The sequence below is a fragment of the Heliomarina baculiformis genome (assembly GCF_019966545.1).
Lineage (GTDB): Bacteria > Pseudomonadota > Alphaproteobacteria > Rhodobacterales > Rhodobacteraceae > Heliomarina > Heliomarina baculiformis.
Map to the genome: position 1 here is coordinate 298,968 of NZ_JAIMIC010000006.1, position 21,440 is coordinate 320,407.

Here is a 21,440-nt window from a genome sequence, read left to right on the forward strand (position 1 = left end):
CTGAACATGGCCGGAATTCCGCACGATCATTACGAACCTTCGACTGGCGCTGAAAAGTGGCTTCACCGCCGCCTGCCCGTAGTCGGCATCCTGTACGACACCATCATGATCCCCACGCCCAAGAACCTGAACTGGATGTGGATCTGGGGGATCGTCCTTACCTTCTGTCTGGCGCTTCAGATCATCACCGGCATCGTGCTCGTGATGCACTACACGCCGCACGTGGACATGGCATTTGCCAGCGTCGAACACATCATGCGCGACGTGAACGGCGGCTTTATGCTGCGCTACCTGCACGCCAACGGCGCCTCGCTGTTCTTTGTCGCGGTCTACGCGCATATCTTCCGTGGTCTCTACTACGGCTCGTACAAGGAACCGCGCGAGATCACCTGGATCATCGGCATCCTGATCTTCGTTCTGATGATGGGCACCGGCTTCATGGGCTACGTTCTGCCCTGGGGTCAGATGTCCTTCTGGGGTGCAACCGTAATCACCGGCCTGTTTGGCGCGATCCCGTTTGTGGGTGAATCGCTGCAGACATGGCTGCTGGGCGGGCCCGCCGTTGACAATGCCACGCTGAACCGCTTCTTCTCGCTGCACTACCTGCTGCCCTTCGTGATTGCCGGTCTCGTGATCGTGCATATCTGGGCCTTCCACACCACGGGCAACAACAACCCGACCGGTGTTGAAGTACGCCGCGGGTCCAAGGCCGAAGCCGAGAAAGACACCCTGCCCTTCTGGCCCTATTTCGTGATCAAGGACCTGTTCGCGCTGGCGCTGGTCATGGTGATTTTCTGGGCCATCGTCGGGTTCATGCCGAACTATTTGGGTCACCCCGACAACTACATCGAAGCCAACCCGCTTTCGACGCCCGCGCATATTGTGCCCGAATGGTACTTCCTGCCGTTCTACGCGATCCTGCGTGCCTTCACTTCCGAAGTCTGGGTTGTGCAGATCGCGTCGTTCCTGACCGGTGGCATCATCGACGCCAAGTTCTTTGGGGTTCTGGCGATGTTCGGCGCGATTGTCGTCATGGCGCTGGCACCCTGGCTCGACACATCCTCTGTACGTTCGGGTCGTTACCGCCCGATGTTCAAGTGGTGGTTCGCGTTGCTCTGCGTCGACTTCATCGTGCTGATGTGGCTTGGGGCCATGCCTGCCGAAGAACCCTATGCGAGCTTCTCGCTGATCGGGGCCGCTTACTGGTTCGCGTATTTCCTCGTAATCCTGCCGCTGCTTGGCGTGATCGAGAAACCCGATCCGCGTCCGGCGACGATCGAAGAAGACTTTGCCGCGCATTACGGTGATGCCGACAGCAAATCCGCTGCGCCGGCTGAATGAGAAAGGGACAGGGAAACATGTTCAAGAAACTTGCAATCAGCAGCATCCTTGCGCTGGCCCTGGCTCCGGCGGCGGCTCTGGCCGCCGGTGGAGAAGCCCATGTGGAGGATTTCGACTTTTCCTTCGAGGGTCCTTTCGGCGCCTACGACCAGAACCAGTTGCAACGCGGTCTCCAGATCTACACCGAGGTCTGTGCTGCCTGCCACGGCCTGCGCTACGTGCCGATCCGCACCCTCGCGGACGAAGGTGGCCCCGGCATCCCCGAAGATCAGGTTCGCGCCTATGCGGACCAGTTCATGGTCCTGGACGAAATCTCGAACCCGCAGCTCTTCGACACCGAGACCGAGGAATACCGCGCACTTATCCCTGCGGATCACTTCCCGGCGAACAACTCGCAGAGCGCACCCGACCTCAGCCTGATGGCCAAGGCACGGGCCGGCTTCCACGGCCCCTATGGTTTGGGGATCAACCAGTTCTTCAAAGGTATCGGCGGACCGGAATATATTGCCTCTCTGCTGGTAGGCTATGAAGAGCCACCCGCCTGCGCCCCCGAGGATTTCCCCGGACATTACAACACAGTATTCGCCGCAGGCGGCATTCCGGACAGCTGCCGGGACGAACATGGTCATTCGACCATTCCCGGAAGCTGGATCGGCATGGCGCAACCGCTTTACGGTGAAGATGTCGAGTTTGCCGATGGCCACTCGAACGAGCTTCACCACGAAGCTCAGGACGTTGCGGCCTTCCTGATGTGGACCGCCGAGCCCAAGATGATGGCCCGCAAGCAGGCCGGTTTTGCCGGTGTGCTGTTCCTGACCGTTCTGACCGTTCTGCTCTACCTCACGAACAAGCGGATCTGGGCGCCTCACAAGGGTAAGAGAAAGCACGACTGATCGCTTCGAGATGAATTGAGAAAACCCGTCGGCCGAGCCGGCGGGTTTTTTTCTTTGGCCGTTTCAATTTCGGCAGCAAGTAAAGCGGCGGAAATTCGAAAGCCTCAACTTTACTGTGGAACCGGGGATCCCCCATTCTGTCCGGAAGTTTGTTTAGCTTCCCACAAGCGCAGCCTTCCATTCACCAGAAAGCTGACAAAATCCTACGTGGCCAGTGCCAAAAGCAGGCCGCCTCAAGCCGTAAGGTGGCTTGAGGCATGTCCGGTGATATTGACATGCACAAGTGCGCCTTCGATCTGCGCGTTGTCAAAGCGGACCTCGGTAAACTGTTCGGTGCGCCCCATGTGCGAATTCTCCATCAGCACACAATGGTTCTGACCCACTTGGGCCGCAAGATGGCGCTCTACCTGTCTGGCCCCTGCGTCGCGCAGACGCGCCGCCCGTGCCTTTATGACATTTCCATCCACCTGGGACGGTATTCGCGCCGCTGGCGTACCCTCCCGCTTGGAATACGGAAAGACGTGCAACCAAGTGAGATTGCAGTCCTGGACCAGTTTCAGCGAATTCTCGAAATGCGCGTCGGTTTCGGTCGGAAAACCCGCAATGATATCCGCACCAAAGGTCATGTCCGGACGCAGGCGCCGTGCTTCTTCGGTAAAGCGGATCGCATCGTCGCGCAGGTGGCGACGCTTCATTCTTTTCAGAATAAGGTCATCACCATGTTGCAGCGACAGATGTAAATGCGGCATGAGGCGCGTTTCTGTCGCGATGGCCTGCATCAGGTTCTCATCGACTTCGATACTGTCGATGGAGGAAATTCGAAGACGCGGCAGATCAGGCACCAGCCGCAGGATACGCATAACCAGATCACCAAGCGGCGGCGTTCCCGGCAAGTCGGCCCCCCAGCTGGTCAGGTCAACGCCGGTCAGCACGACCTCATTGAAGCCCTTGTCCACCAGTCGTTTGATCTGTTCAACGACCACCCCGGCTGGCACGGAGCGGGAATTGCCCCGACCGTACGGTATGATGCAGAACGTGCAACGGTGATCACAACCGTTCTGGACCTGCACATAGGCGCGGCTGCGGGTGCCAAAGCCGTCGATGAGGTGGCCGGCCGTCTCGGTAACCGACATGATGTCGTCGACCTGTACAGGCTCCGTCCCGAAGTCGCCGGAAAGCCCTTTCCATGTCTTGGCCTGCATCTTCTCGGTATTGCCGATCACCGCGTCGACTTCGCTCATCTCGGCAAAAGTCTGCGGTTCGGTCTGGGCCGCGCATCCCGTCACGATCAGTCGCGCGTGGGGGTTTTCGCGCCGCAGCTTGCGAATCTCCTGCCGCGCCTTTCGGACTGCTTCAGCCGTCACGGCACATGTGTTGACGATCACGGCATCGCTCAGCCCGGCCTGACAGGCGAGGTCTTTCATCGCCTCGGTCTCGTAAGCGTTGAGCCTACAGCCCATTGTGGTGAATTTGGGCGGGTTCATCCCAGCGATTCCAGAAATTCCGGGGTCAGAACGCCATAGAAGACATGCGCTGTCGGCCCGGTCATCCAGACACCATCTTCGCGCCAGTCGACCTGCAATTCGCCACCGTCCAGAACGATATCTACCTTGCGTCCCGTCAGACCGCGGCGTGCCGCTGCAACGGCCGTCGCGCAGGAGGATGACCCAGACGCCAGCGTCACACCAGCGCCACGTTCCCAGACCCGCATTCGGATACGATCCGGCGCGATGACCTGCGCAACCTGCACGTTGGTTCGCTGCGGATAAAGCGGATGATGTTCATAGCGCGGGCCAAAGCTTTCCAGCGGCACCGCCTCGGCATCTTCGACGAAAAAGGTACAGTGCGGATTGCCCATTCCTGTCGCCACAGGCGCACCTTCAATCGGCAGCTCAAGCGTATCCATCTGCTCTGCCAAAGGAATTTCCGACCAGTCCAGCTGCGGCGCTCCCATATTGACCGAGGTCAGCCCGCCGCCCGCATCGCAGGCTTCAAGCGTTCCGCGATCCGTCGTAAGCACAAGCTGGCCACTTCCGGATTCACTCATCAGGTGCCGCGCGATACAGCGCGTGGCATTGCCGCAGGCCGCCGACGTGGAGCCGTCGGCGTTATAAAATGTAAGATGCGCGTCACCGGTTCCTTTGGTAATCAACGCAAGCTGATCGAACCCGACACCAAAATGCCGGTCGGCCAGTCCACGCGCCAACTCGGGCGTCACGGCAAAACCGTTCTGCCGTGCGTCAATCACGACAAAATCGTTGCCAAGCCCGTGCATTTTCATAAAGGGCAAACCGGTTTCAGAGCGCATGTTCATGACGCTGCATATAGCGACAGGCTGACCGAGAATCCAGTACGTGAAAATTATCGCTCTTTGCCGCTTGACCCCTGTCGCCGCCTTCCCTAGTAACGCCCCGAACACCCCAGCGGGATTCGTCCTGAACGGTGTTTATTCGTGATTTAAGCACTTGATCCGCGAGGAGCATTCAGCTTAGAGAGCGGGACTGAAACGGTGTGACCGTTTCAACAGAGAGTGGGCCGTTAGCTCAGTTGGTAGAGCAACTGACTTTTAATCAGTGGGTCGCAGGTTCGAATCCTGCACGGCTCACCACTGAAAACAAATGCAAAATCACTAAAAACCAAAAGCGCATTTTGCTTAGAATTGCCTTGAGCCGCGCAATTGCGGAGGCTTGACGGAACCGCGTCTTCACAAAATCTACTGAGGTGAATTGCCTTCCCAAGCTAGGTCGATCACGGTCAGTATGTCCCCCCGCGCAAATCTCAGAGAAAATCCGGTTAAGCCCTTTGTGTCAGGTGCTGCGCCGGGCCCGAACGGCTGCTATGCGCAGATGCTGTTGAAAAACTCGCCCCGAATTGTCAAACGGCGAGTTAGGCATAATCGTTCTCGCAGATGTTTCACGTCGGTGACAGCATCAGGTTGGCGAGTTTGCGGAGGTTCTGGACGGTTGCGGCTATGTTGAACTCGTCCCTGGCACCGCTCGGTCACCGGAGGCGAAGGCGGTCGAGACCGAGTATATTCTTCAGGTGCGCGAGATTGCCTTCGGCTTGACGGGCGTGGCCGCACAGAAAGCGTTCGCATATTCTCTCGAACCGGTGGCGTTCATGCGCTTACCATCCAGCATATCGAGGTATTCCTGCGTTGCTCGGGTTGCCCCGTCTTCCGCTGGCGATTCCGAGAAGTCTGACTTGGTGTATCGGCTGGCATCCGCCTTGATCAGCGAAGCGTCCGCCCAGAAGCTCTCCCCACCCACGATCCCCTCGGCGATTCAGCGCGCCAGCACCGCCTCGAAGAGATGCCGGAACAGATCGCTCTCACGGAACTGTACGTGCCGGTATTCGAGAAAGTCGAATGGTCCGGCGCCGCGGGTCGGTAATGTAGAGGCGACAGATCCAGCGATACGCCAGGCTCAAATCAGCCTCCTAGCAAAGACGCAGTTCTGACCGGATGCCAAAGGCATAGCCCGCGATCAGCATCCGTATGATCGCTCCGGATCGACCAATGGGCGGCACGTCATGCTTTAGAATGGTGCGAGATGACGGCGCATGTCTCCGAGATCGACGAAGCGGCCGATGCCCTTGAGCAGATGATCTGACGGGACATGGTCTTCGATCGTGAATTCATAGACCAGCGCGCCCTGCGAAAGCCGCCTCGACCTATCATCGCCAGCTCTCCCATGCCTCAGGAGAAGTGAACCAGCAGCCAAGCCATCGCTCACAGACACATTGCCGCTGACAGCGGCCGCAGTGCACCTGCTTTCGCGTCCCGACCGGAGGTGGTCGCTGAAGCCCTAGGACCTTAAGCCAAATCGCGCCTTCGCCGCCTCGGTCTCCGGCATGTAGAGGCTTACGAGATTTCCCTCGGGATCACGCAGCTGGAACGTCCGGTTTCCCCACGGCAGCAGCTTCGGCTCATGGACGACGTCCAGCGTCTTCAGACTCGCGAAGTCCGCGTCAATATCCTTCACCTGAAACTCGATGATTGACGTCCGGTTCGCCGCGGCCTCGGCACTGCCTTCCTTTAAGAGCGCCACGGTCTCTTCCGAACCAATGGCCAACGATGCGCCCGGCATCACGATTTCCGCGAAGACAGGGGCCAGCCAGTTGGCTTTCGCGCCCGTGACTGTTTCGTAGAAGGCCACAAGACCCCGGACATCCCGAGCGATGAGGCGGACAGAAGCAAGTTTCATTGTCTTTTCCTTTTCTGCGGCACTTGACCGATCGCCAGCGCTTCTAGACAGGTCCTGCTGACAGCATTGTGGCAACAGGAAACCGGATGCGCAGCACCGAACGCCTTTTTCAGATCATCCAGATCCTTCGTCGCACGTCGCGCCCCGTGACGGCTGCCGCGATCGCGGAAGAACTCGAAGTGTCGCGTCGCACGGTCTATCGCGACATTGCCGATCTCATCGGTCGCCGGGTCCCGATCCATGGCACGGCAGGTTTCGGCTACACGCTGGACGATGATTATGAGATGCGCCCTCTGGCCCTGAGCCCGGACGAGACCGAGGCCCTTGCCCTGGGCGCACAATGGGTGAGCCGTCACCCCGATCAGGCGCTGGCCCGTCTTGCATTGGACGCATTGTCTAAGATCCGGTTGTCCCTGCCCGAGTCCAGCCGCACGGTGCTGGAGCAGCCCGCACTAGGTGTGAAGTCGATTGCGACCGCCCTCGGGGCAACGCTCGATACCACTTGCCTCCGGGAGGCCATACGTCGGTGGCGCGTTGTCACATTCAACTACCGTGCGCTCGACGGGACAGTCAGCCAGCGCCACGTCTGGCCGATCCTTCTCGGTTACGAGGATACCCGCTGCCTGTTGATCGCCTGGTGCGAGGAAAGGGATGCCCTTCGTCATTTCCGCCTGGAGCGCATGTCCCACATGGAGGTTCGCGAACGAAGGCCGCTCAAACGGAGGGCGGATTTGATGCGGCAATGGCGTGCCCAACAAGAAAAGGCGATGGAGGCTGGAAGCCGCAAAGTGTAGCGTCTTGGTGGGGGGCCTCAACGATACCACCTCCTTGATCGAGGGGTAACATTGGGCTGCCATCGGTCATCCATTGCGCCTGGTGCGAACGGCAGCAGAGCGCCGGAATCGACTGCGGACCTGGTCGAGTCTGCCGTACTTAGTCGCTGCTCTGCGGAATAATTTCTTCGAGCTCAGAATGCCGGATGCTCCGTAGAATTGTGAATGACTGCTCCAGTGAATGAAGATGCTTTCGATGCTTGTCACTTATGAGTTTAGAATTGCTCCCTAGCAAATTTTAGAGACCATGATCGGCTCTATCTGCGCGAAGAGAACCGTTCCAAAAACCTGTCCAGTAAAGGCGCATCAACGGAAACGGGTTCACGTCCCTTCGCTCCGCAACCCCAAACAACTTACGTTTTTGAACACGACTACCTGATATGCCTAAGGCCAAGCGCACTCCTAATCGGAGCCTTTACATGCGTTTGAATCTTTAGCGTAGCACTCTCGTAGCGCAGAACCCTGTGAGATTTGACAGTTCCTCGTGAATGTGGGTCGAAAGCCTCTGGCTTGTCGCGGATCGAATGCCGCGTTCGCTGAACAGGCTTATCAAATTGGTCCAAGTGATCTTTGTCACAAGCTTGCGATAAGCTACGGCAGCGCAGAGACTAAGACAGTTTAGCCCGGTGCTTTGGCGATGAAATGAGCGGGCCGAAGATGTCCTTGGTTCGCGATCAGGGCACGCCTTTTGGCGGTTGCAATGAGTCTTTCCGCTGCATCGGCGCCGATCCTTCCAATAATCTCGGACCGGCGCGATCCTGCAGCGGCCTCGGCTTCCTGCGCTGCAACATCCGAAAACCAGCGGTTGCGATCTTTGGCCGCGATGTTCCTGAACCCCGCATCCTGCATTACAGCCTCCATCTCTTCGATCAACGCGATGACGAAACCCATGCCGTTGCCAAGCCATGCAGTCATCTCGGGAGAATAAAGTGGCGGTCCGCAGCACCAGTCACTGAAAGCACAGAGCCCGCCCGGGACCAGTATGCGTCGGATTTCGGAGAAGAGCAGAGCCTTGTCGGCGATGTGAATGAAACTGTCCTTACTGAAAACGATGTCAAATTCAGCGTCCACAAATGGCAGCACCCCTGGCGCGACGTGAACCAGTTCAAGCTGCCCGGCGACACCATGCTCTTGCGCGAGGGCCGCAGCACGCTCGAGTACCGGCCGCTCCACGTCAATTCCGGTGACGTGACCCGCTCCGAATTTCTTTAAAAGCGAGATGGCCGGACCACCTGCGCCGACGCCGATGTCGAGCACATTGAGACCGCTTATATCTTGCCGCTCAAGAAGGGCGGCGAGATCTTCCACGCCGCCCGGAGAGAGCCAGCCGGCCTCCCAATTAGCTTCGAGAGTCCGGATTACGTTGGCGCCGTAGATTGGGCGCGGCGCTTTGAGCGGTGCGAAAACTGCACTTTCTTTATTCTGCAATATTGCGTCTTCTGCGGATTCGGACATCAGTTCATCCTTTCAATTCACATTCTGTTTTTGCGACCCTGCGGCATTCCGGTACGGAGAGTGGCGTCAGGGTCGGAGTCTATCGGACGGGCAATAGGAGGCCTCCTGTCCACGGCGTATGGTCGCCTCGCCGTCATCGGATCGCGTCCTGCTAGACGAGGGCGTGTGCCAGCATTGTCTCGTTGAGCAGTGGCCACCGCGAGATCAACCTCGATGCCTGACGCGATACGCTTGGCAGCAATCCCGGCCGCGCCAAAGAAGCCTGTGAAAATCGGCTTGAATCCTGTGAACCAAAGACCGGGATGATCGGGATCCCGCTCGCCCATAGGGTGGTTTGGCTGTCCGTTACTGTCGAGGACCCCGAGATGACCAAGCAATGGTTCCAGACCGGTCCCATACCCAGTCGCTGCGATGATGACATCCAGCTCTCGCGAGGTGCCATCGTTCAGAACGACGCGGCTGCGATCGATGCGTTCAATCTGGGGCACGATCCTGAAGCGGCCAGATTTCAGCGCTGCGACGAACCCGTCGTCGATCGCAAAGGTCACGCCGTCCCGCAAAAGACGGGTGCTGCCGCCTTCGGGATGGCTGGCCAGCCCGTAGCGTCGGAGGTCTCCCAGAAAGAGCCGCTCGGTCAACTTGAACGCGGGATCCGTCAGTTTGACCGGCAGTGCCGCGAAGAGGCGGGCAAGCCCATGGATCGGGTATCCGAATATACTTCGCGGCACGATTGCAGGGCCGTGGCGCACGGATACCATTACGGTCTTGGGCCGATGCGCCGCGAAATGGTTAAGCGCGTCAGTGCCGGAGTTCCCTGCGCCAACCACAAGCACGCGCTTTCCGTCAAAGCGGGAAACGTCCCCGAGATCGCCGACATGTAGAAATTCGCCCTCGAAGGTCTCTCGCCCCGGCCAGTCCGGGATATGGGGCAGACTTTCTCGTCCAGTGGCGATGACAATATGGGCAGCGCGATGAACGCCATTCGTCGTGGCGACCTGCCACCCATCCTCGACCCTGACAATCTCTTTCACTTCGGTTCCAAAGTGGATCGGCGCATCGAGCTGCGCGGCGTAGCGCTCCAGATGCCCGACGACCGTGTCGCGCTTTAGGTAGATGCCATCGGTTCTTGGCGCCGGCTGCCCCGGCAGGCCCGCGAATTTCCGGTGAATGTTGAGACGAAGCGCCGGATGTCGGGATCGCCAAGGTTCTGCAACTCGGTCTTTCGCTTCGAGTACGGTGACCGCAAGTCCGCGGCCAGAAAGCGCCTGGGCGGTCGCGAGGCCCGAAAGCCCCGCACCGATCACCAGCACGCGTTCTGCATGTATGGGAGACATTTCCAGTCCTTTCGGTTATTGCTTAGAATCTGTGACGCCAATCGGGATCCGTGCGCCGCCGGGCCTTGTCCCGCAGGTCATTTTTGCGCCAGCCGACGCGGTCGTGCAGGCCTATATCTCGAAGCAGATACTCAGGCATGTTTGAAAGCGCGATAATCTCACGGCGGATCTGCCGCCGCTTGCGAACGCTTTCGGTTATGCGTCCGAACATACGGGAAATATCGGGTTCACGGCGTCGCGATGCATGGATTTTCAGATCAGTCATGTCATTGGTCCTTGTGGCTGTCCCGCTCTGACGCGGGCGATGAAATAGGCGTTCATGTCGTCATGCGGCAGCCGGTGTGTCTCGACCGAGTCAAAGCCGCATTCCGCAAGGTATTCCTCGGCGGTCTCGATCCCCCACATCGCACCGAGCCCCGGGCCGCCCTGACCGATTGAGATCGGCGTGCAGTGCATGCTCGAAATCGTGTACAAGAGCGGCGCGAAGGGATTGGCGATGTTCTTCTCCAGATCGCGCGAACCCCCGATATCCTGCATCAGGAAGATTCCGCCGGGCCGCAGCGATCGGTGAATCAGGCGCAGGAAACCCCTGGGGTCGGCCTGGTCGTGAACGGCATCGAAGGCAGTAACGAGATCGAATGCACCGACGGATTTAGCGGACGACAGGTCGCAGCCTTCAAAGTGGAGGTTCTTGAGACCCTCTCTCTCGGTTTCCTCCTGCGCGGTGCGAAAAGCATCCTCGCACAGGTCGAACCCCGTGAAGCGGCTGTTCGGGAATTCCCGCGCGAGGTGCAACATGGCCCGCCCGCCGCCGCAGCCAAAGTCGGCCACCGTGATGCCCTCACGCAGGCGATCGATCAGGCCTGGCACAACGGGCAGGATCGCTGCGGTCAGGTTGGCAACAACAAGCTGTGCACTGTCCTCGGCCATAACCTCGTGGAAACGGTCGAAGTGATTGTAACACAGGCCTTTCCCGGTTTGGAAACGTTCCAGCAGATCGTCCTCGACCACGGCCGCGAGACAGATGAACTGTGTCGTCACTGCAAGGTTGTCGGGGCTTGCCGCGCGGGTCAGAAAGGCCGCGTGCTCCATAGGGAGGGTGTAGTTTTTCCCCACCGGATCATAATCTACGACGCCTGAGGTGACCATCACGCCCAGCCATTCGCGCAAGTAGCGCTCGTTCACGCCGATCTTCTCGGCAAGCGCGACAGAGGTCAGCCCGGGATTTGCGGCAATCCCGTCAAGCAGCCCGGCGCGATGACCAAGCGAGGTCATGACGGCCAGCGCCGCCTCGTTCAATGTGCAGACAAAGCGTTCCGCAAAAGCTTGGGCCTTGGCTTCGTCGAATTGGGCAATCGGTGATTGATCTGTCATTTTCAGTTCTCCGTATCTGGGCCGTCTGGCGCTTATCGTGCGGAGAGTTCTGGCGCACCCGCCCGAGTCGTGATATGCGTTGATTTCACCAAAACGGTGAAAATCGGACACTACGATGGATCATGCGACCGCCCCGTTGAACACAGTTGTGCTGGCGCTGCCCTTTACCGGCACATCAACGATGTTCTGTATTCTCGATGTGCTGAGTTCAGTGGGTCGCGACTGGGAATTGCTCCACGCCAAGGCCCATCAACCCAAGGTCTTCGATGCGCGGATGGTCTCGCTTGATGGCAAGCCATATGAGGATGTGAATGGACGGCGCGTGACGCCCGAGGGGCGGCTTCCAAAACCGACCGAAGCCGACCTGATTATCATTCCCGACCTGCACATCGATCCGGCCTTTTCACCGCCGGATTTGTTCGAGCCAGCGGCAGAATGGCTCCGCGCGGCAGCTGCAGGCGGTGCAATCGTGACATCAGTCTGTTCCGGTGCCTGGCTGCTGGCCCATGCGGGCCTGCTCGATGGATGCGAGGCAACGACTCATTGGGGATTTGCCGAAACAATTGCGCGGCGCTACCCGAACGTCTGCATGCGACGCGAGCGTATCCTTGTTCCTACAGGCGAAGGCCATCGTTTGGTCACCGCAGGCGGCATGTCGTCCTGGGGCGATCTGATGCTCTATCTCATTGCGCGCTTCGCCGGACAGGACGAAGCGCGACGAATCGCAAAGATCTACCTGCTCCAGCCCCATACCGAAGGGCAACTCTGCTACGCTTCACTGCTTGCCGGACAACAGCACGATGACGCTCTCGTCGCTGAAGCACAGGCCTGGGTGGCGGACAACTACGCCAACCCGACACCGGTTGCGGCAATGGCCGCCCGGTCCGGATTGAGCGAACGCAGTTTCCTGCGGCGGTTCCGACGCGCCACGGGCCAAACCCCGGTCGAATACGTGCAGACGCTCCGAGTAGAGGAAGCCAAGCAGATGCTGGAAACATCCGACATTCCGATTGAAGAGATTGCCGACGAAGTTGGATATACCGAGACATCGAGCTTTCGGAATGCTTTTCGCCGTCATGTCGGCCTGTCCGCTTCAGCTTATCGGCGCAAACATGCGAGTATCGCGCCAATTCTGGCGGCTTCGCACGGCGCATGACTGCCAAATTACTGCTTTCCGTCTTTAAGCGATCAAGCACGCCGGGGTCGAGTAGAGAGCATGATCACATTTGCACCGGCGCAGTTGATCCGGGCGGATCGGTAGAGGATACTGATAAAATCGGTCGCTCCAGCAACGGAAGGAGCCGAAATGAAAGTATTGGTCGCCTATGCATCCAGCGAAGGTCAAACGCGAAAAATTGCCCGCTGGATTTCAGACCGGATTGCAGATTCGGGACAGGCGGTGGAACTTGTCAGTGTCGCAGACGCGGCGGGTATGGATTTCGGTCGATTTGACCGCGTGATTCTCGCCGCCTCAATCCACGTGGGTCACTATCAGCGCGCGTTTACAGACTTCGTTTCGACAGAGGCGAAGAATATGCGCGGTTCGCAGATACTATTCTTGTCGATTTCCCTTGCCGCCGCAGGCCACGAGGCTGAGGATTGGAAAGACCTTGATCGCGTCCTTTCGGACTTCTGCGCGGCAACGGGATGGACACCAGACAAGACGGAACAGATTGCCGGCGCTTATAAGCCATCGCAATATGACGTGTTCCGTCGCTTTGTGATGCGTCGCATCGTTGCCGCGAAAGACCCACAAGCGGATCTAGATGCTGACAAAGAATATACCGACTGGCAGCGCCTCGGTGCGCAGGTTGACGATTGGCTGAGACTTTAACGCCCTTCCCTTAAAACCCTCGCTACTTTGGTTATCCGATGACCGATCCCGCGCCGCGAACTGCAACGCCGCCACGATACAGTTCTGCCCAGGGCGCTTTTTACCAGACTGACGAACCGGAACTCTGCGACCAGGATCATTTGAGATTGAAGCGGACCGCCTATCCTGGAATTGGACAATGACTTTTCAAAAATCTCATAGACTTGCGGCATCGGGTGCAAGAGGTGACTTTGGGAACCGATCCAACCAAACGAACGCCCAGATCAATATGGAAACGCCCGATCAACCTATGGACAGCTCTCACCCCAGCGCGTCTACAATGATTGCGTTAAGAGTCGACCCTGAGCGGCGCAAGGCGGCAAGCGTCTGAAATTCTTTAGAGTTCCAGAAATCCTCGGCTTTCTTTCGATCGGGAAACTCTATTATAAATGCAGCATCCGGAACCGGATTGTCGCCTTCCATTAGCTGCGGATTGCCTCCCCGCACCTTAAACGTTCCGTCATGCGCGGCCACGACCTGTGGAATACTGGAGAAGTATTCCTCCATCCAGTCACGACTGTGGATCATCATTTGTCCGATTACGAGTGCCGTCATACAAAGAGCCCTCTCAGCTCGCGCCAACTTCTTGCCGAGCCTAAACTGTTTGCCTGCAACCGGGCAACTTTGCCGATTAACAGGGCAGCTCTGCGAAAACCTCAGAGTTAGCGGATCGTTTCTGACGCCGCCGAAGAGCCGAACTCAAAAAATCAGCTCTGCAAAACTCACAGCCAGAATCAATAAGGGCCACAAGGCAAGCGGATCGTGGGTCACCATCAAGAAACCGAGTCGCGTTCAGCTTCCGCGTGATCTGCCGCCCAGGCACCTGCGGCTTCAACAGCGACCGGAGAGGCGGTCGGCAAGACTCCAAGATAGCTTTCTGTTTCCTCCACAGAGGGCGCCGCACGCTGGGTCATGCGGTAAAGGGCATAAACGGCGATGCTTGCAAATGTCGCACCAAGGGCGAGCCAGAACGCGAATGGACCAAACCATTGCATTATCGCCCCGGTGACCAACGGACCCAGGATAGCCCCGATCCCGAACGTCAGCACCAGACCACCAGAGGCAGCTGGCATTGCGTCGCTCGACAGAGAGTCATTGGTGTAGGCAAGGAAGAGAGCGTATAATGGTGTCGTCACGCCACCTGCGAAAAATGCGGCCGCCAACAGGGCCCACAAAATGTCTCCGGCGATCCAGGCTAGTCCGCAGCAGAGCGCCCCAAGAACGGCGGACCCGAAAATAAGCATCCGTCGGTCCATCCGGTCAGAGAGCCATCCGATGGGGTATTGCAAGACCAGCGCCCCGGCAAATAGCATCGCGACGAAGAGCGATATCTGGGCAGCGCTCATCTCGATGAGAGATCCGAAAACCGCCGCCATGCCGGATTGGGTCGCATAGACCCCGCCAAGAAAGAAGATTCCGATGGTTCCAAGAGGCGACGCCCTGAACAGCTCACGAAGCGGCATCGGTCGCGCGACCTCGGCCGCCGGAACCGGCGAGATGGACAGAAGGATTGGCGCGAAAGAAACCGAGACAAATATCGAAGCACCGATGAAAAGCGCCGAAGAGGCCGCGTCTCCAAGATTGAGCAGCGCCTGAGCGCCAATAATTCCAAGCGTCTGCGCAATCATGTAGGCGGCCAGTACCTGCCCCCTGTTTTCATTAGTCGAAGCATCGTTCAGCCAGCTCTCGGCGGTCACATAGATACCCGACATACAAAAACCGATGAGAAGGCGCAGAATTGTCCATGCCCAAGGTTCGGCCACCAGCGGAAAGGCGATAAGCCCGGCGGACATGAAACTGCCCAGCGCGGCGAAGACACGCACGTGCCCCACGCGGCGGATCATGATCGGGCTGACACGCGCACCGGCGAGGAAACCTGCAAAATAGCCGGATGTGACGATTGCGAGTTCGCTTGCTGAAAACCCTTCGATTCCACCACGAAGACCGATCAAAGTGAAATGCATGCCGTTGCCCAGCATGATCAGCACTATCCCGAGCAGAAGGGCCCAAACCCCCGACAAGACCTTGATCAAGATAACGTCCTTCCAATGGCAATACGTATGACTTCAGCAGCGCATTTGGACCGGGCATGTGTCAATGCTTCCCGCCCGGTTTTGGCTCCGGGAATAGCGATCTCTACCAATGGGTATTCAATATGTACCCGATCAATCCGTTGCGAACTTCGATAGTCCCAGCTTCCAGAAGTCTGATTTGATTTGCCATGTCGCACGCCCTAGTCGACATACTGGCATCACCCCGCAACTGTTTCGACGCTAGGCGGTGTCAGCAACCCGCGGACAGACCCGGTCCACACTTCATGAACGCGGATTGAACAGTAGCTTGATGTATTGCCGCAGCAACATGATTTGCCCGGCAGTCATCTTTGGTTCGCCAAGCGATTTGGCCATCACGATGCCACCTTCGACAACCGTGTTGACGAAATCGGCAAGCGCATCGAAATCAACCTCTTCCTGTGGAGGATAGACCGCCGCGATCTGGTCGAACATCTCGCGAAATCGTTGGCGCCAGCCCAAAACAGCACGCCGGTTGGCATCGCGGACCTTCTGATTGAACAATCGGTCCTGATAGGCCGCCGTGGCAACGATACAACCGGGATGACCGGTTTCCATGTCCTCCAGCAATTCGGCCAGCAGCTTCATCCCGATCAGCGCCCGGTGTAGCGGATCATCCGACAGTTCCGCCGCACGCTCGAAGAGGCTGTCGAAAAGCTGGTCCTCAAAGGCGACGTGGCGGTCGATCAGGGCCAGTGCGAGGGCGTTCTTGTCGGCGAAATGATAAAAGAAACCGCTCCGCGTGATATCGGCGGCCGCCACGATCTCGTCAATTGACGTGGCATCGAATCCTTTCGCCAGAATCGACTCCTGCGCGATGTCCAGAATCCGCTCTTTGTGGCTTGGTCTTGGCATTCCAAACTTGACCCTCAGTCAGGTTTCGCTTGCAGCAAGAGGCGCAGAGCTGCGCGTATTTCAGGGCAAAGCATTGAAAGAAAAAGCATATTCTTGATGAGGTGAAACTGTACCACGCGTTCGCTGTTCAAAAAAGACCTGTGCAGCCAAAACGAAGGCATTGAAAAACAAGGAGCACAGCGATGACACATTCAACGAATTTCGAAGCCTTCCTCGCCTCAGACAAGACATGGGTCGCCGATGGCGGGCTTGAGACCGACCTGATCTTTTCCGACGGGCTCGACCTGCCCCATTTTGCCTCTTTCCATGTCTTCGACACCGACGAAGGGCGCGCCATTCTTGCCCAATACTACGATCGCTACATCGAGGTTGCCCGCCGCTCGGGAACCGGCTTTGTCCTCGATACAGCAACCTGGAGATCGGGGGCCTTCTGGTCGGATATTGTCGGTCGGCCGCTCGCTGAGCTCGAAGCGGCAACCAGAGAGGCGGTGATTGCGGCACGCGGGGCCCGTGAAAGGCACAGCGATGTGCCGACAGTGCTTAACGGTGCGGTTGGTCCGGCGGGTGACGGCTATGCGCCCGATCGGCTCTACACGGCGGAGGCCGCCGAACAACTGCACGCTCACCAAGTGCGCTGGATGGCGGAGGAAGGTGTCGAGATGATCTCGGCGGTGACCATGACCCATCCGGGCGAGGCGATCGGGATCGTCCGTGCAGCCCGCGCACACGATCTGCCTGTCGTGGTCAGTTTCACCACCGAAACCGATGGCCGCTTGCCCACCGGCCAGTCCGTCGAAGAGGCTATTGCCGAGACCGATGCCGCAACCGGCGGTGCCCCGGTCTTTTACATGATCAACTGCGCCCATCCCGATCATTTTGCGTCGGTTCTGGCAGGCGACTGGACATCGCGCATTGGCGGGATTCGTGCCAATGCAAGCCGTATGAGCCATGCGGAACTCGACGAGGCCGAGGAACTGGACGCGGGCAATCCCGAGGAGTTCGGCGAACTCTACGGCGCTCTGTACCAGACGCTCCCCCAGCTTCGGGTCATCGGCGGATGCTGCGGCACTGACAAGCGTCATATCGGATGTGCGGCGCATCATATAATCGGCTCAACGAGCCATGACAGTCACAATGAGGCCGCCGCCTGACCAGCAAAGGCGATTGTGGGTAATGAAGGCCGGGCAAACGTCCGGCCTTCCGTGCGCCAACGCGGAAACCAATGCTTTCGCGATTAGACATATGCCTTTAGAAAACTACTGATCTCTCGTTCGGCTTGCGGCCATGCCGTGTCATACTCGGGCAAGATATGATTGTCGCTGTCCAGAGCAACGAATTTTGAGTTCGGCAGCCCCGCCGCGAATTGGCGCCCTTGATCGAACGGCTGCATCCGGTCACCGCGTGAGTGAAGCACAAGGCAAGGCACCGTGACCTCTTTCAAAAGATACATAACGTCGATGTTGTCGATGACTTCTCGATACCGCCCGGCGTTTTCTGGAGAGATCATCTGGCGCATGTCCGCAGCATAGACATCTCTGTCTTCGATGCTGGCACCCGGGAGGATTACTTGCGCCAAATGATCCCGAAGAGACGGGTATTCGTCATCCCAGCCTGCACGCATCATCGACTTCAGCGCTTCTGCGCGCGCCCGATCCTGCGGATTGTTCCGTTGCGCCCGACCAAGAGGAAAGCTTCCGAGCATCACAATCGCCGAGACACGCTCGGGCGCCCGGGCCGCAAAGGCCGCAGCCACAGCGCCGCCTTGAGATATCGCCAGAATCGGCGCTCTCTCAACGCCCGCCGCATCAAAGACGCATTCGAGGTCATCCACGAAACGGTCGAAAGAGATTTGATCGACGTCCCAATCCGAAAGACCATTCCCGCGCGCATCGAACCGGACCAGGCGTCCCAACCGGCTGACCGAACGGATCATCGGGGCAATGCCCGGGCTTCGCCAGTCCAGATCCAGATGACCGATCCAGTTCGGGGCCTTGATGATTGGCGCGCCATCCCCGGAACATTCCCAGGCTAATGTCACGCCGTCTGAAGTTTTGCAGAAACGGAGATCACCCCGCGCCGGGGCGTTATCCGTCCCGCTATTCTTCTCAGGTTCGAGCACCACAGAGAGCGTCTCAACAGGGTGGGCGATGTTCTTGAAGCGATGTACTCCTTGGGATTTGAGTGCGTAAGGCTGGCTGCCGCAAAGATCGCGCACCATTCCGGATATGAGGATTCCGCCGGGTGCCGCCGCCGCCTGAAGCCGGGCCGCGATGTTCACCGGATCGCCAAAAAGGTCATTCCCTTCAACCAGAACATCGCCCGCGTGGACCCCGAGTCTCAGCTGGATCGCCTCTCGGGGCCAAGGGTAAGCACTCATTTTCTGCTGAATCCCGACCGCCGTCGAAAGAGCGCTCAGCGTGGCAGGAAATTCGACAAGGGCGCCATCGCCCAACAGTTTGACGATACGCCCGCCACCCTCGGCAACGGTGGGCTTCAAAATGTCGCGAAATATCTTGTTCAGAGATTTAAGCAGTCCGCTGGCATCAAGCTGCATCATGCGGCTGTAACCAACGACATCAATAGAAAGGATCGCGGCAAACCTGCGTCCGTTCATCGAACCTCTTTCCTGCAGCAAATCCGCGTGAGAGTTTCCATCGATATCCCCGCCAATCAGGTTTAGACAGAAAGTATCACCGAAGTGGATAAATTGCACCTGTCCAGCATCCACGGTCGTCGGTGACATTAAGAACGCAATGGTCAAGTCAAAGAGACGTTCGCGATACCCTGTAGGATCCATGACCTCATCAACAGTGGTTTAAGAACCTCCGTCATTCGTACAAGGAAAAAAAGGATTGCGGCCTTGCCACCTTGGGTTGGGACAATCACGCAATAAGCAATCATAGCTTGTGAGATCTAGCGATATTTGGAACAGTGCCAATCGAGATTATAAGCAACAAGTTATAGATATGACGTCCAGCCTTCGCAAAACCTCAGTTGTCGGCATCTTGGCCTTGGCCAGCATGGTTCTATTCATGGTGCTGGTCTTCGAAGATGTCAGAGCATTCCAGGATGCAGACTGGCATCAATTGCCTCTGGCTCTTGTCGCACGCTACGCCGTTGCTATGGGTGTGGCCGGTGCCCTTGTGGGTTATTTGCTCTATGGCATGTTTGGCAAATCAGGCCTCAAAGGATGGGCGCTCGCCTTGTTGGGCGGCTTCTTGGTGGCGACGATCGCGGGCATTGTCGGCAGCGCCGTAGGGCTTGTGCCTGACTTGATAGCCGACGGTCCCAGAACCGGCGCCATCATCGCGATTTTTGCCGGTGCGCTCGTTCTTCCTCTGGCTCTGATCGGGTGGCCACTATTGCTTCTGATCTGGATCGTGTTGGTATCGTTGGCTCATATCATCGCTCGCTCGGGCAAATGATACGTCAAAACTCTATTGGCACGAACCGCTCCCATTGACCTGAACGGTTGACTCTAAGGCTTCAAAGTTAACATTGGTACCGTGTCAGGCGTTGTTGGGCTGGCATCCTTTCGACCACCTGCTGTGCCAACTTTGGTGCCGAGGATACCAAGCCGATGCCACCAAATGATGACGCACTGGAAAACTCATTCAGTTTTGCCGGAATAGGGCGCTGGGAATTTTCGGTTGATACTGGCGCACTTGTTCTCGACGCCGCCTGCCGCGAATTGTTCGAACTGTCTGCGAGTGACGCAACTTCGCAGACAGCCATCATCGAGCGCGTCGCGCAGGAGGACAGGGAACGAACTTTCAGCGCCCTCGCTGCACTAAGCGATGACGGCGATGAATATGACGAGACCTTTCGGCTCGATCTTCCCCTCGGTCGGGAACGATGGCTGCGAGGCGTTGCAAAACTGCAAAAAGGCCCGGACGTCAACAAGGTCATCGGTGTAAGCTTCGATGTGACCTCCGAGCAAAAACTGCTCGCCGAGCGAGAACTTTACCTCTCCGAGATCAATCATCGCATCAAGAACCTTTTCGCCCTTGTCGGAGCTATGATTTCAAGCGCGTCCCGAGAAACATCGGACAAGGATCAACTGGTCGAAAACCTCCGGGACCGTGTGGCAGCGCTGGATCGCGCTCACTCCCTGATGCTGAGAACTGACGTGTCGCAGCCTATTTCTTTTGGCGCTCTGCTTGACCGCATTCTAGCGCCAACGCGCAGCAAGCAGACGATCGTGATGTCTGGCGAAGAAGTGTTGATCCCGGCAAGGGCAATTACCTCGCTGGTCCTGATCATTCATGAGTGGATGACTAATTCCACGAAATACGGCGCTTTGAAGACGGCACACGGAACGATAGAGGTTGAATGGACCTCAACCGGAAAAGACCTGAGCATCACATGGCGGGAATGGGCGCCAGACTATGACGCTCACGCGGCGGTAGGATTCGGATCGCACCTGATCAAGGCTTCATCCATGCAGCTGCGGGCCGAGAAGGAACGTCGGTTCAAAGACGGTTGGCTCACCATCGAAATGCTATTACCGCTGGATGGGCACTGACCTGACAAATTGCGCGCGGACTTATCCCTGACGGCCTTTCGCGTGGGGCGATATCGGCCTCCGGACTCAATTCTGACCGATGCCGGACAAAAACTCGCTCTATGGCACGGCCCTACGTGTCAGGCCGAAAGCGCAAAACCAATTTCACGTTAAGTTTCATTTTTCTGGAACTAGGGCTTTTCGAATTGGTTTCTCAGCCAGACGGACCGGCTGCACAATCATCCCGGGATCGCAAATTCGCGGCTCGGATCGACCGAGTTCGCAGGTATCAGAAATATGTCGCCATGATCGCCCGTATCCGACATCCCATTATCATGCCATTCTTCAGGGGGATGGACGCTCATGCCTTGCCTGCGGCGCTCCCAAGCCGGGGAAATGAGGTTAAGCTCTCCGCATCCTCTGCAATGAAACTGGCACCGATATCTGGGTGTTTCTCCGACAGGGCGACGGAACAGCTGTTTGTCTCAGGCCAGTACGGTCAGAAGCACTGGCATTGGAAACGTGATCAATCATCGCGAAGATCTATATCAACTCTTTACTGCTGGAATTGAGGCTTCGATTCCCGAAATCGATGTTCCTCCGCAAGTGGATTGCTACCTCTGGTGGGCGATTGAACTTTCTACCAACGTTACCGCAAAGTGGTGAAAGCTGCTGCTGAAATCAAATCAGAAAAGCCCGGA

20 protein-coding genes and 1 tRNA gene are annotated in these 21,440 nt (G+C 57.7%); 9 read left to right on the forward strand and 12 right to left on the reverse strand.

Annotation, left to right across the window (positions count from 1 at the left end; translation table 11 throughout):
• The first annotated feature begins 6 nt into the window (after positions 1-6).
• Together petB and MF268_RS15770 are read left to right on the forward strand one after the other, a co-directional pair.
• Entirely contained in the window at positions 7-1,341 is a 1,335-nt protein-coding gene (petB, locus tag MF268_RS15765) for a cytochrome b (RefSeq protein WP_238371822.1), read from the forward strand.
• A 17-nt stretch (positions 1,342-1,358) separates the two neighbouring features.
• The gene (locus tag MF268_RS15770) at positions 1,359-2,234 is read left to right on the forward strand and encodes a cytochrome c1 (protein WP_238371823.1); all 876 of its coding nucleotides are present in this window, start codon (positions 1,359-1,361) and stop codon (positions 2,232-2,234) included.
• Between the two features lie 233 nt (positions 2,235-2,467).
• Here MF268_RS15770 and mtaB read toward each other — a convergent pair whose 3' ends face one another.
• Both mtaB and dapF read right to left on the reverse strand, forming a co-directional pair.
• Positions 2,468-3,718, reverse strand: coding sequence for a tRNA (N(6)-L-threonylcarbamoyladenosine(37)-C(2))-methylthiotransferase MtaB (mtaB, locus tag MF268_RS15775; protein ID WP_238371824.1), 1,251 nt, complete (start codon positions 3,716-3,718; stop codon positions 2,468-2,470).
• A complete protein-coding gene (dapF, locus tag MF268_RS15780; protein ID WP_238371825.1) occupies positions 3,715-4,548 on the reverse strand; it encodes a diaminopimelate epimerase in 834 nt (277 codons plus the stop codon). Before dapF ends, mtaB begins: the two co-directional genes overlap by 4 nt.
• A gap of 218 nt (positions 4,549-4,766) precedes the next feature.
• On the opposite strand from dapF, the gene MF268_RS15785 reads away from it, so the two are divergent.
• Positions 4,767-4,842 (forward strand) — tRNA-Lys (locus tag MF268_RS15785).
• Between the two features lie 430 nt (positions 4,843-5,272).
• Here the strand turns inward: MF268_RS15785 and MF268_RS25490 are convergent.
• The gene (locus tag MF268_RS25490) at positions 5,273-5,503 is read right to left on the reverse strand and encodes a hypothetical protein (protein WP_420485437.1); all 231 of its coding nucleotides are present in this window, start codon (positions 5,501-5,503) and stop codon (positions 5,273-5,275) included.
• Positions 5,504-6,040: 537 nt separating this feature from the next.
• Complete coding sequence (locus MF268_RS15795; RefSeq protein WP_238371826.1) at positions 6,041-6,439, reverse strand: VOC family protein; 399 nt, start codon at positions 6,437-6,439, stop codon at positions 6,041-6,043.
• A gap of 86 nt (positions 6,440-6,525) precedes the next feature.
• Here MF268_RS15795 and MF268_RS15800 point away from each other — a divergent pair, with 86 nt between their 5' ends.
• Complete coding sequence (locus MF268_RS15800; RefSeq protein WP_238371827.1) at positions 6,526-7,233, forward strand: helix-turn-helix transcriptional regulator; 708 nt, start codon at positions 6,526-6,528, stop codon at positions 7,231-7,233.
• A 657-nt stretch (positions 7,234-7,890) separates the two neighbouring features.
• On the opposite strand, the gene MF268_RS15805 is transcribed toward MF268_RS15800, so the two are convergent.
• Genes MF268_RS15805 through MF268_RS15820 form a run of 4 tightly spaced genes read right to left on the reverse strand, consistent with a single transcriptional unit; the run spans position 7,891 to position 11,435 of the window.
• A complete protein-coding gene (locus tag MF268_RS15805) occupies positions 7,891-8,727 on the reverse strand; it encodes a class I SAM-dependent methyltransferase (protein ID WP_238371828.1) in 837 nt (278 codons plus the stop codon).
• Between the two features lie 17 nt (positions 8,728-8,744).
• Positions 8,745-10,061 (reverse strand): flavin-containing monooxygenase, encoded by a 1,317-nt coding sequence (locus MF268_RS15810; RefSeq protein ID WP_238371829.1) that lies wholly within the window; start codon positions 10,059-10,061, stop codon positions 8,745-8,747.
• A gap of 22 nt (positions 10,062-10,083) precedes the next feature.
• Positions 10,084-10,326: a YjiS-like domain-containing protein gene (locus MF268_RS15815; protein WP_238371830.1), complete on the reverse strand. Its 243-nt coding sequence runs from the start codon at positions 10,324-10,326 to the stop codon at positions 10,084-10,086.
• Positions 10,323-11,435, reverse strand: a complete 1,113-nt coding sequence (locus MF268_RS15820; protein ID WP_238371831.1) for a class I SAM-dependent methyltransferase — start codon at positions 11,433-11,435, stop codon at positions 10,323-10,325. The genes MF268_RS15815 and MF268_RS15820 overlap by 4 nt, the downstream gene beginning before the upstream one ends.
• A gap of 115 nt (positions 11,436-11,550) precedes the next feature.
• Between MF268_RS15820 and MF268_RS15825 the strand changes: the two genes are divergently transcribed.
• Both MF268_RS15825 and MF268_RS15830 read left to right on the forward strand, forming a co-directional pair.
• Positions 11,551-12,591, forward strand: a complete 1,041-nt coding sequence (locus tag MF268_RS15825; RefSeq protein WP_238371832.1) for a GlxA family transcriptional regulator — start codon at positions 11,551-11,553, stop codon at positions 12,589-12,591.
• Between the two features lie 150 nt (positions 12,592-12,741).
• Positions 12,742-13,269 carry a flavodoxin domain-containing protein gene (locus MF268_RS15830; protein ID WP_238371833.1) on the forward strand — a complete coding sequence of 176 codons (528 nt, stop codon included), beginning with the start codon at positions 12,742-12,744 and terminating at the stop codon, positions 13,267-13,269.
• Positions 13,270-13,569: 300 nt separating this feature from the next.
• Here the strand turns inward: MF268_RS15830 and MF268_RS15835 are convergent, their stop codons facing one another.
• The 3 genes from MF268_RS15835 to MF268_RS15845 all read right to left on the reverse strand — a co-directional run bounded on the left by MF268_RS15835 (position 13,570) and on the right by MF268_RS15845 (position 16,235).
• Positions 13,570-13,863: a DUF1330 domain-containing protein gene (locus MF268_RS15835; protein ID WP_238371834.1), complete on the reverse strand. Its 294-nt coding sequence runs from the start codon at positions 13,861-13,863 to the stop codon at positions 13,570-13,572.
• A 218-nt stretch (positions 13,864-14,081) separates the two neighbouring features.
• Positions 14,082-15,341, reverse strand: a complete 1,260-nt coding sequence (locus MF268_RS15840) for an MFS transporter (RefSeq protein WP_238371835.1) — start codon at positions 15,339-15,341, stop codon at positions 14,082-14,084.
• Between the two features lie 282 nt (positions 15,342-15,623).
• Positions 15,624-16,235: a TetR/AcrR family transcriptional regulator gene (locus MF268_RS15845; protein ID WP_238371836.1), complete on the reverse strand. Its 612-nt coding sequence runs from the start codon at positions 16,233-16,235 to the stop codon at positions 15,624-15,626.
• Positions 16,236-16,417: 182 nt separating this feature from the next.
• On the opposite strand from MF268_RS15845, the gene MF268_RS15850 reads away from it, so the two are divergent.
• Positions 16,418-17,386 (forward strand): homocysteine S-methyltransferase family protein, encoded by a 969-nt coding sequence (locus MF268_RS15850; RefSeq protein WP_238371837.1) that lies wholly within the window; start codon positions 16,418-16,420, stop codon positions 17,384-17,386.
• An 83-nt stretch (positions 17,387-17,469) separates the two neighbouring features.
• On the opposite strand, the gene MF268_RS15855 is transcribed toward MF268_RS15850, so the two are convergent.
• Entirely contained in the window at positions 17,470-18,849 is a 1,380-nt protein-coding gene (locus MF268_RS15855; RefSeq protein ID WP_238371838.1) for an alpha/beta fold hydrolase, read from the reverse strand.
• Positions 18,850-19,201: 352 nt separating this feature from the next.
• Between MF268_RS15855 and MF268_RS15860 the strand changes: the two genes are divergently transcribed.
• Positions 19,202-19,660, forward strand: coding sequence for a hypothetical protein (locus MF268_RS15860; RefSeq protein ID WP_238371839.1), 459 nt, complete (start codon positions 19,202-19,204; stop codon positions 19,658-19,660).
• A 155-nt stretch (positions 19,661-19,815) separates the two neighbouring features.
• A complete protein-coding gene (locus MF268_RS15865; protein WP_238371840.1) occupies positions 19,816-20,760 on the forward strand; it encodes a sensor histidine kinase in 945 nt (314 codons plus the stop codon).
• The last annotated feature ends 680 nt before the right edge of the window (positions 20,761-21,440 follow it).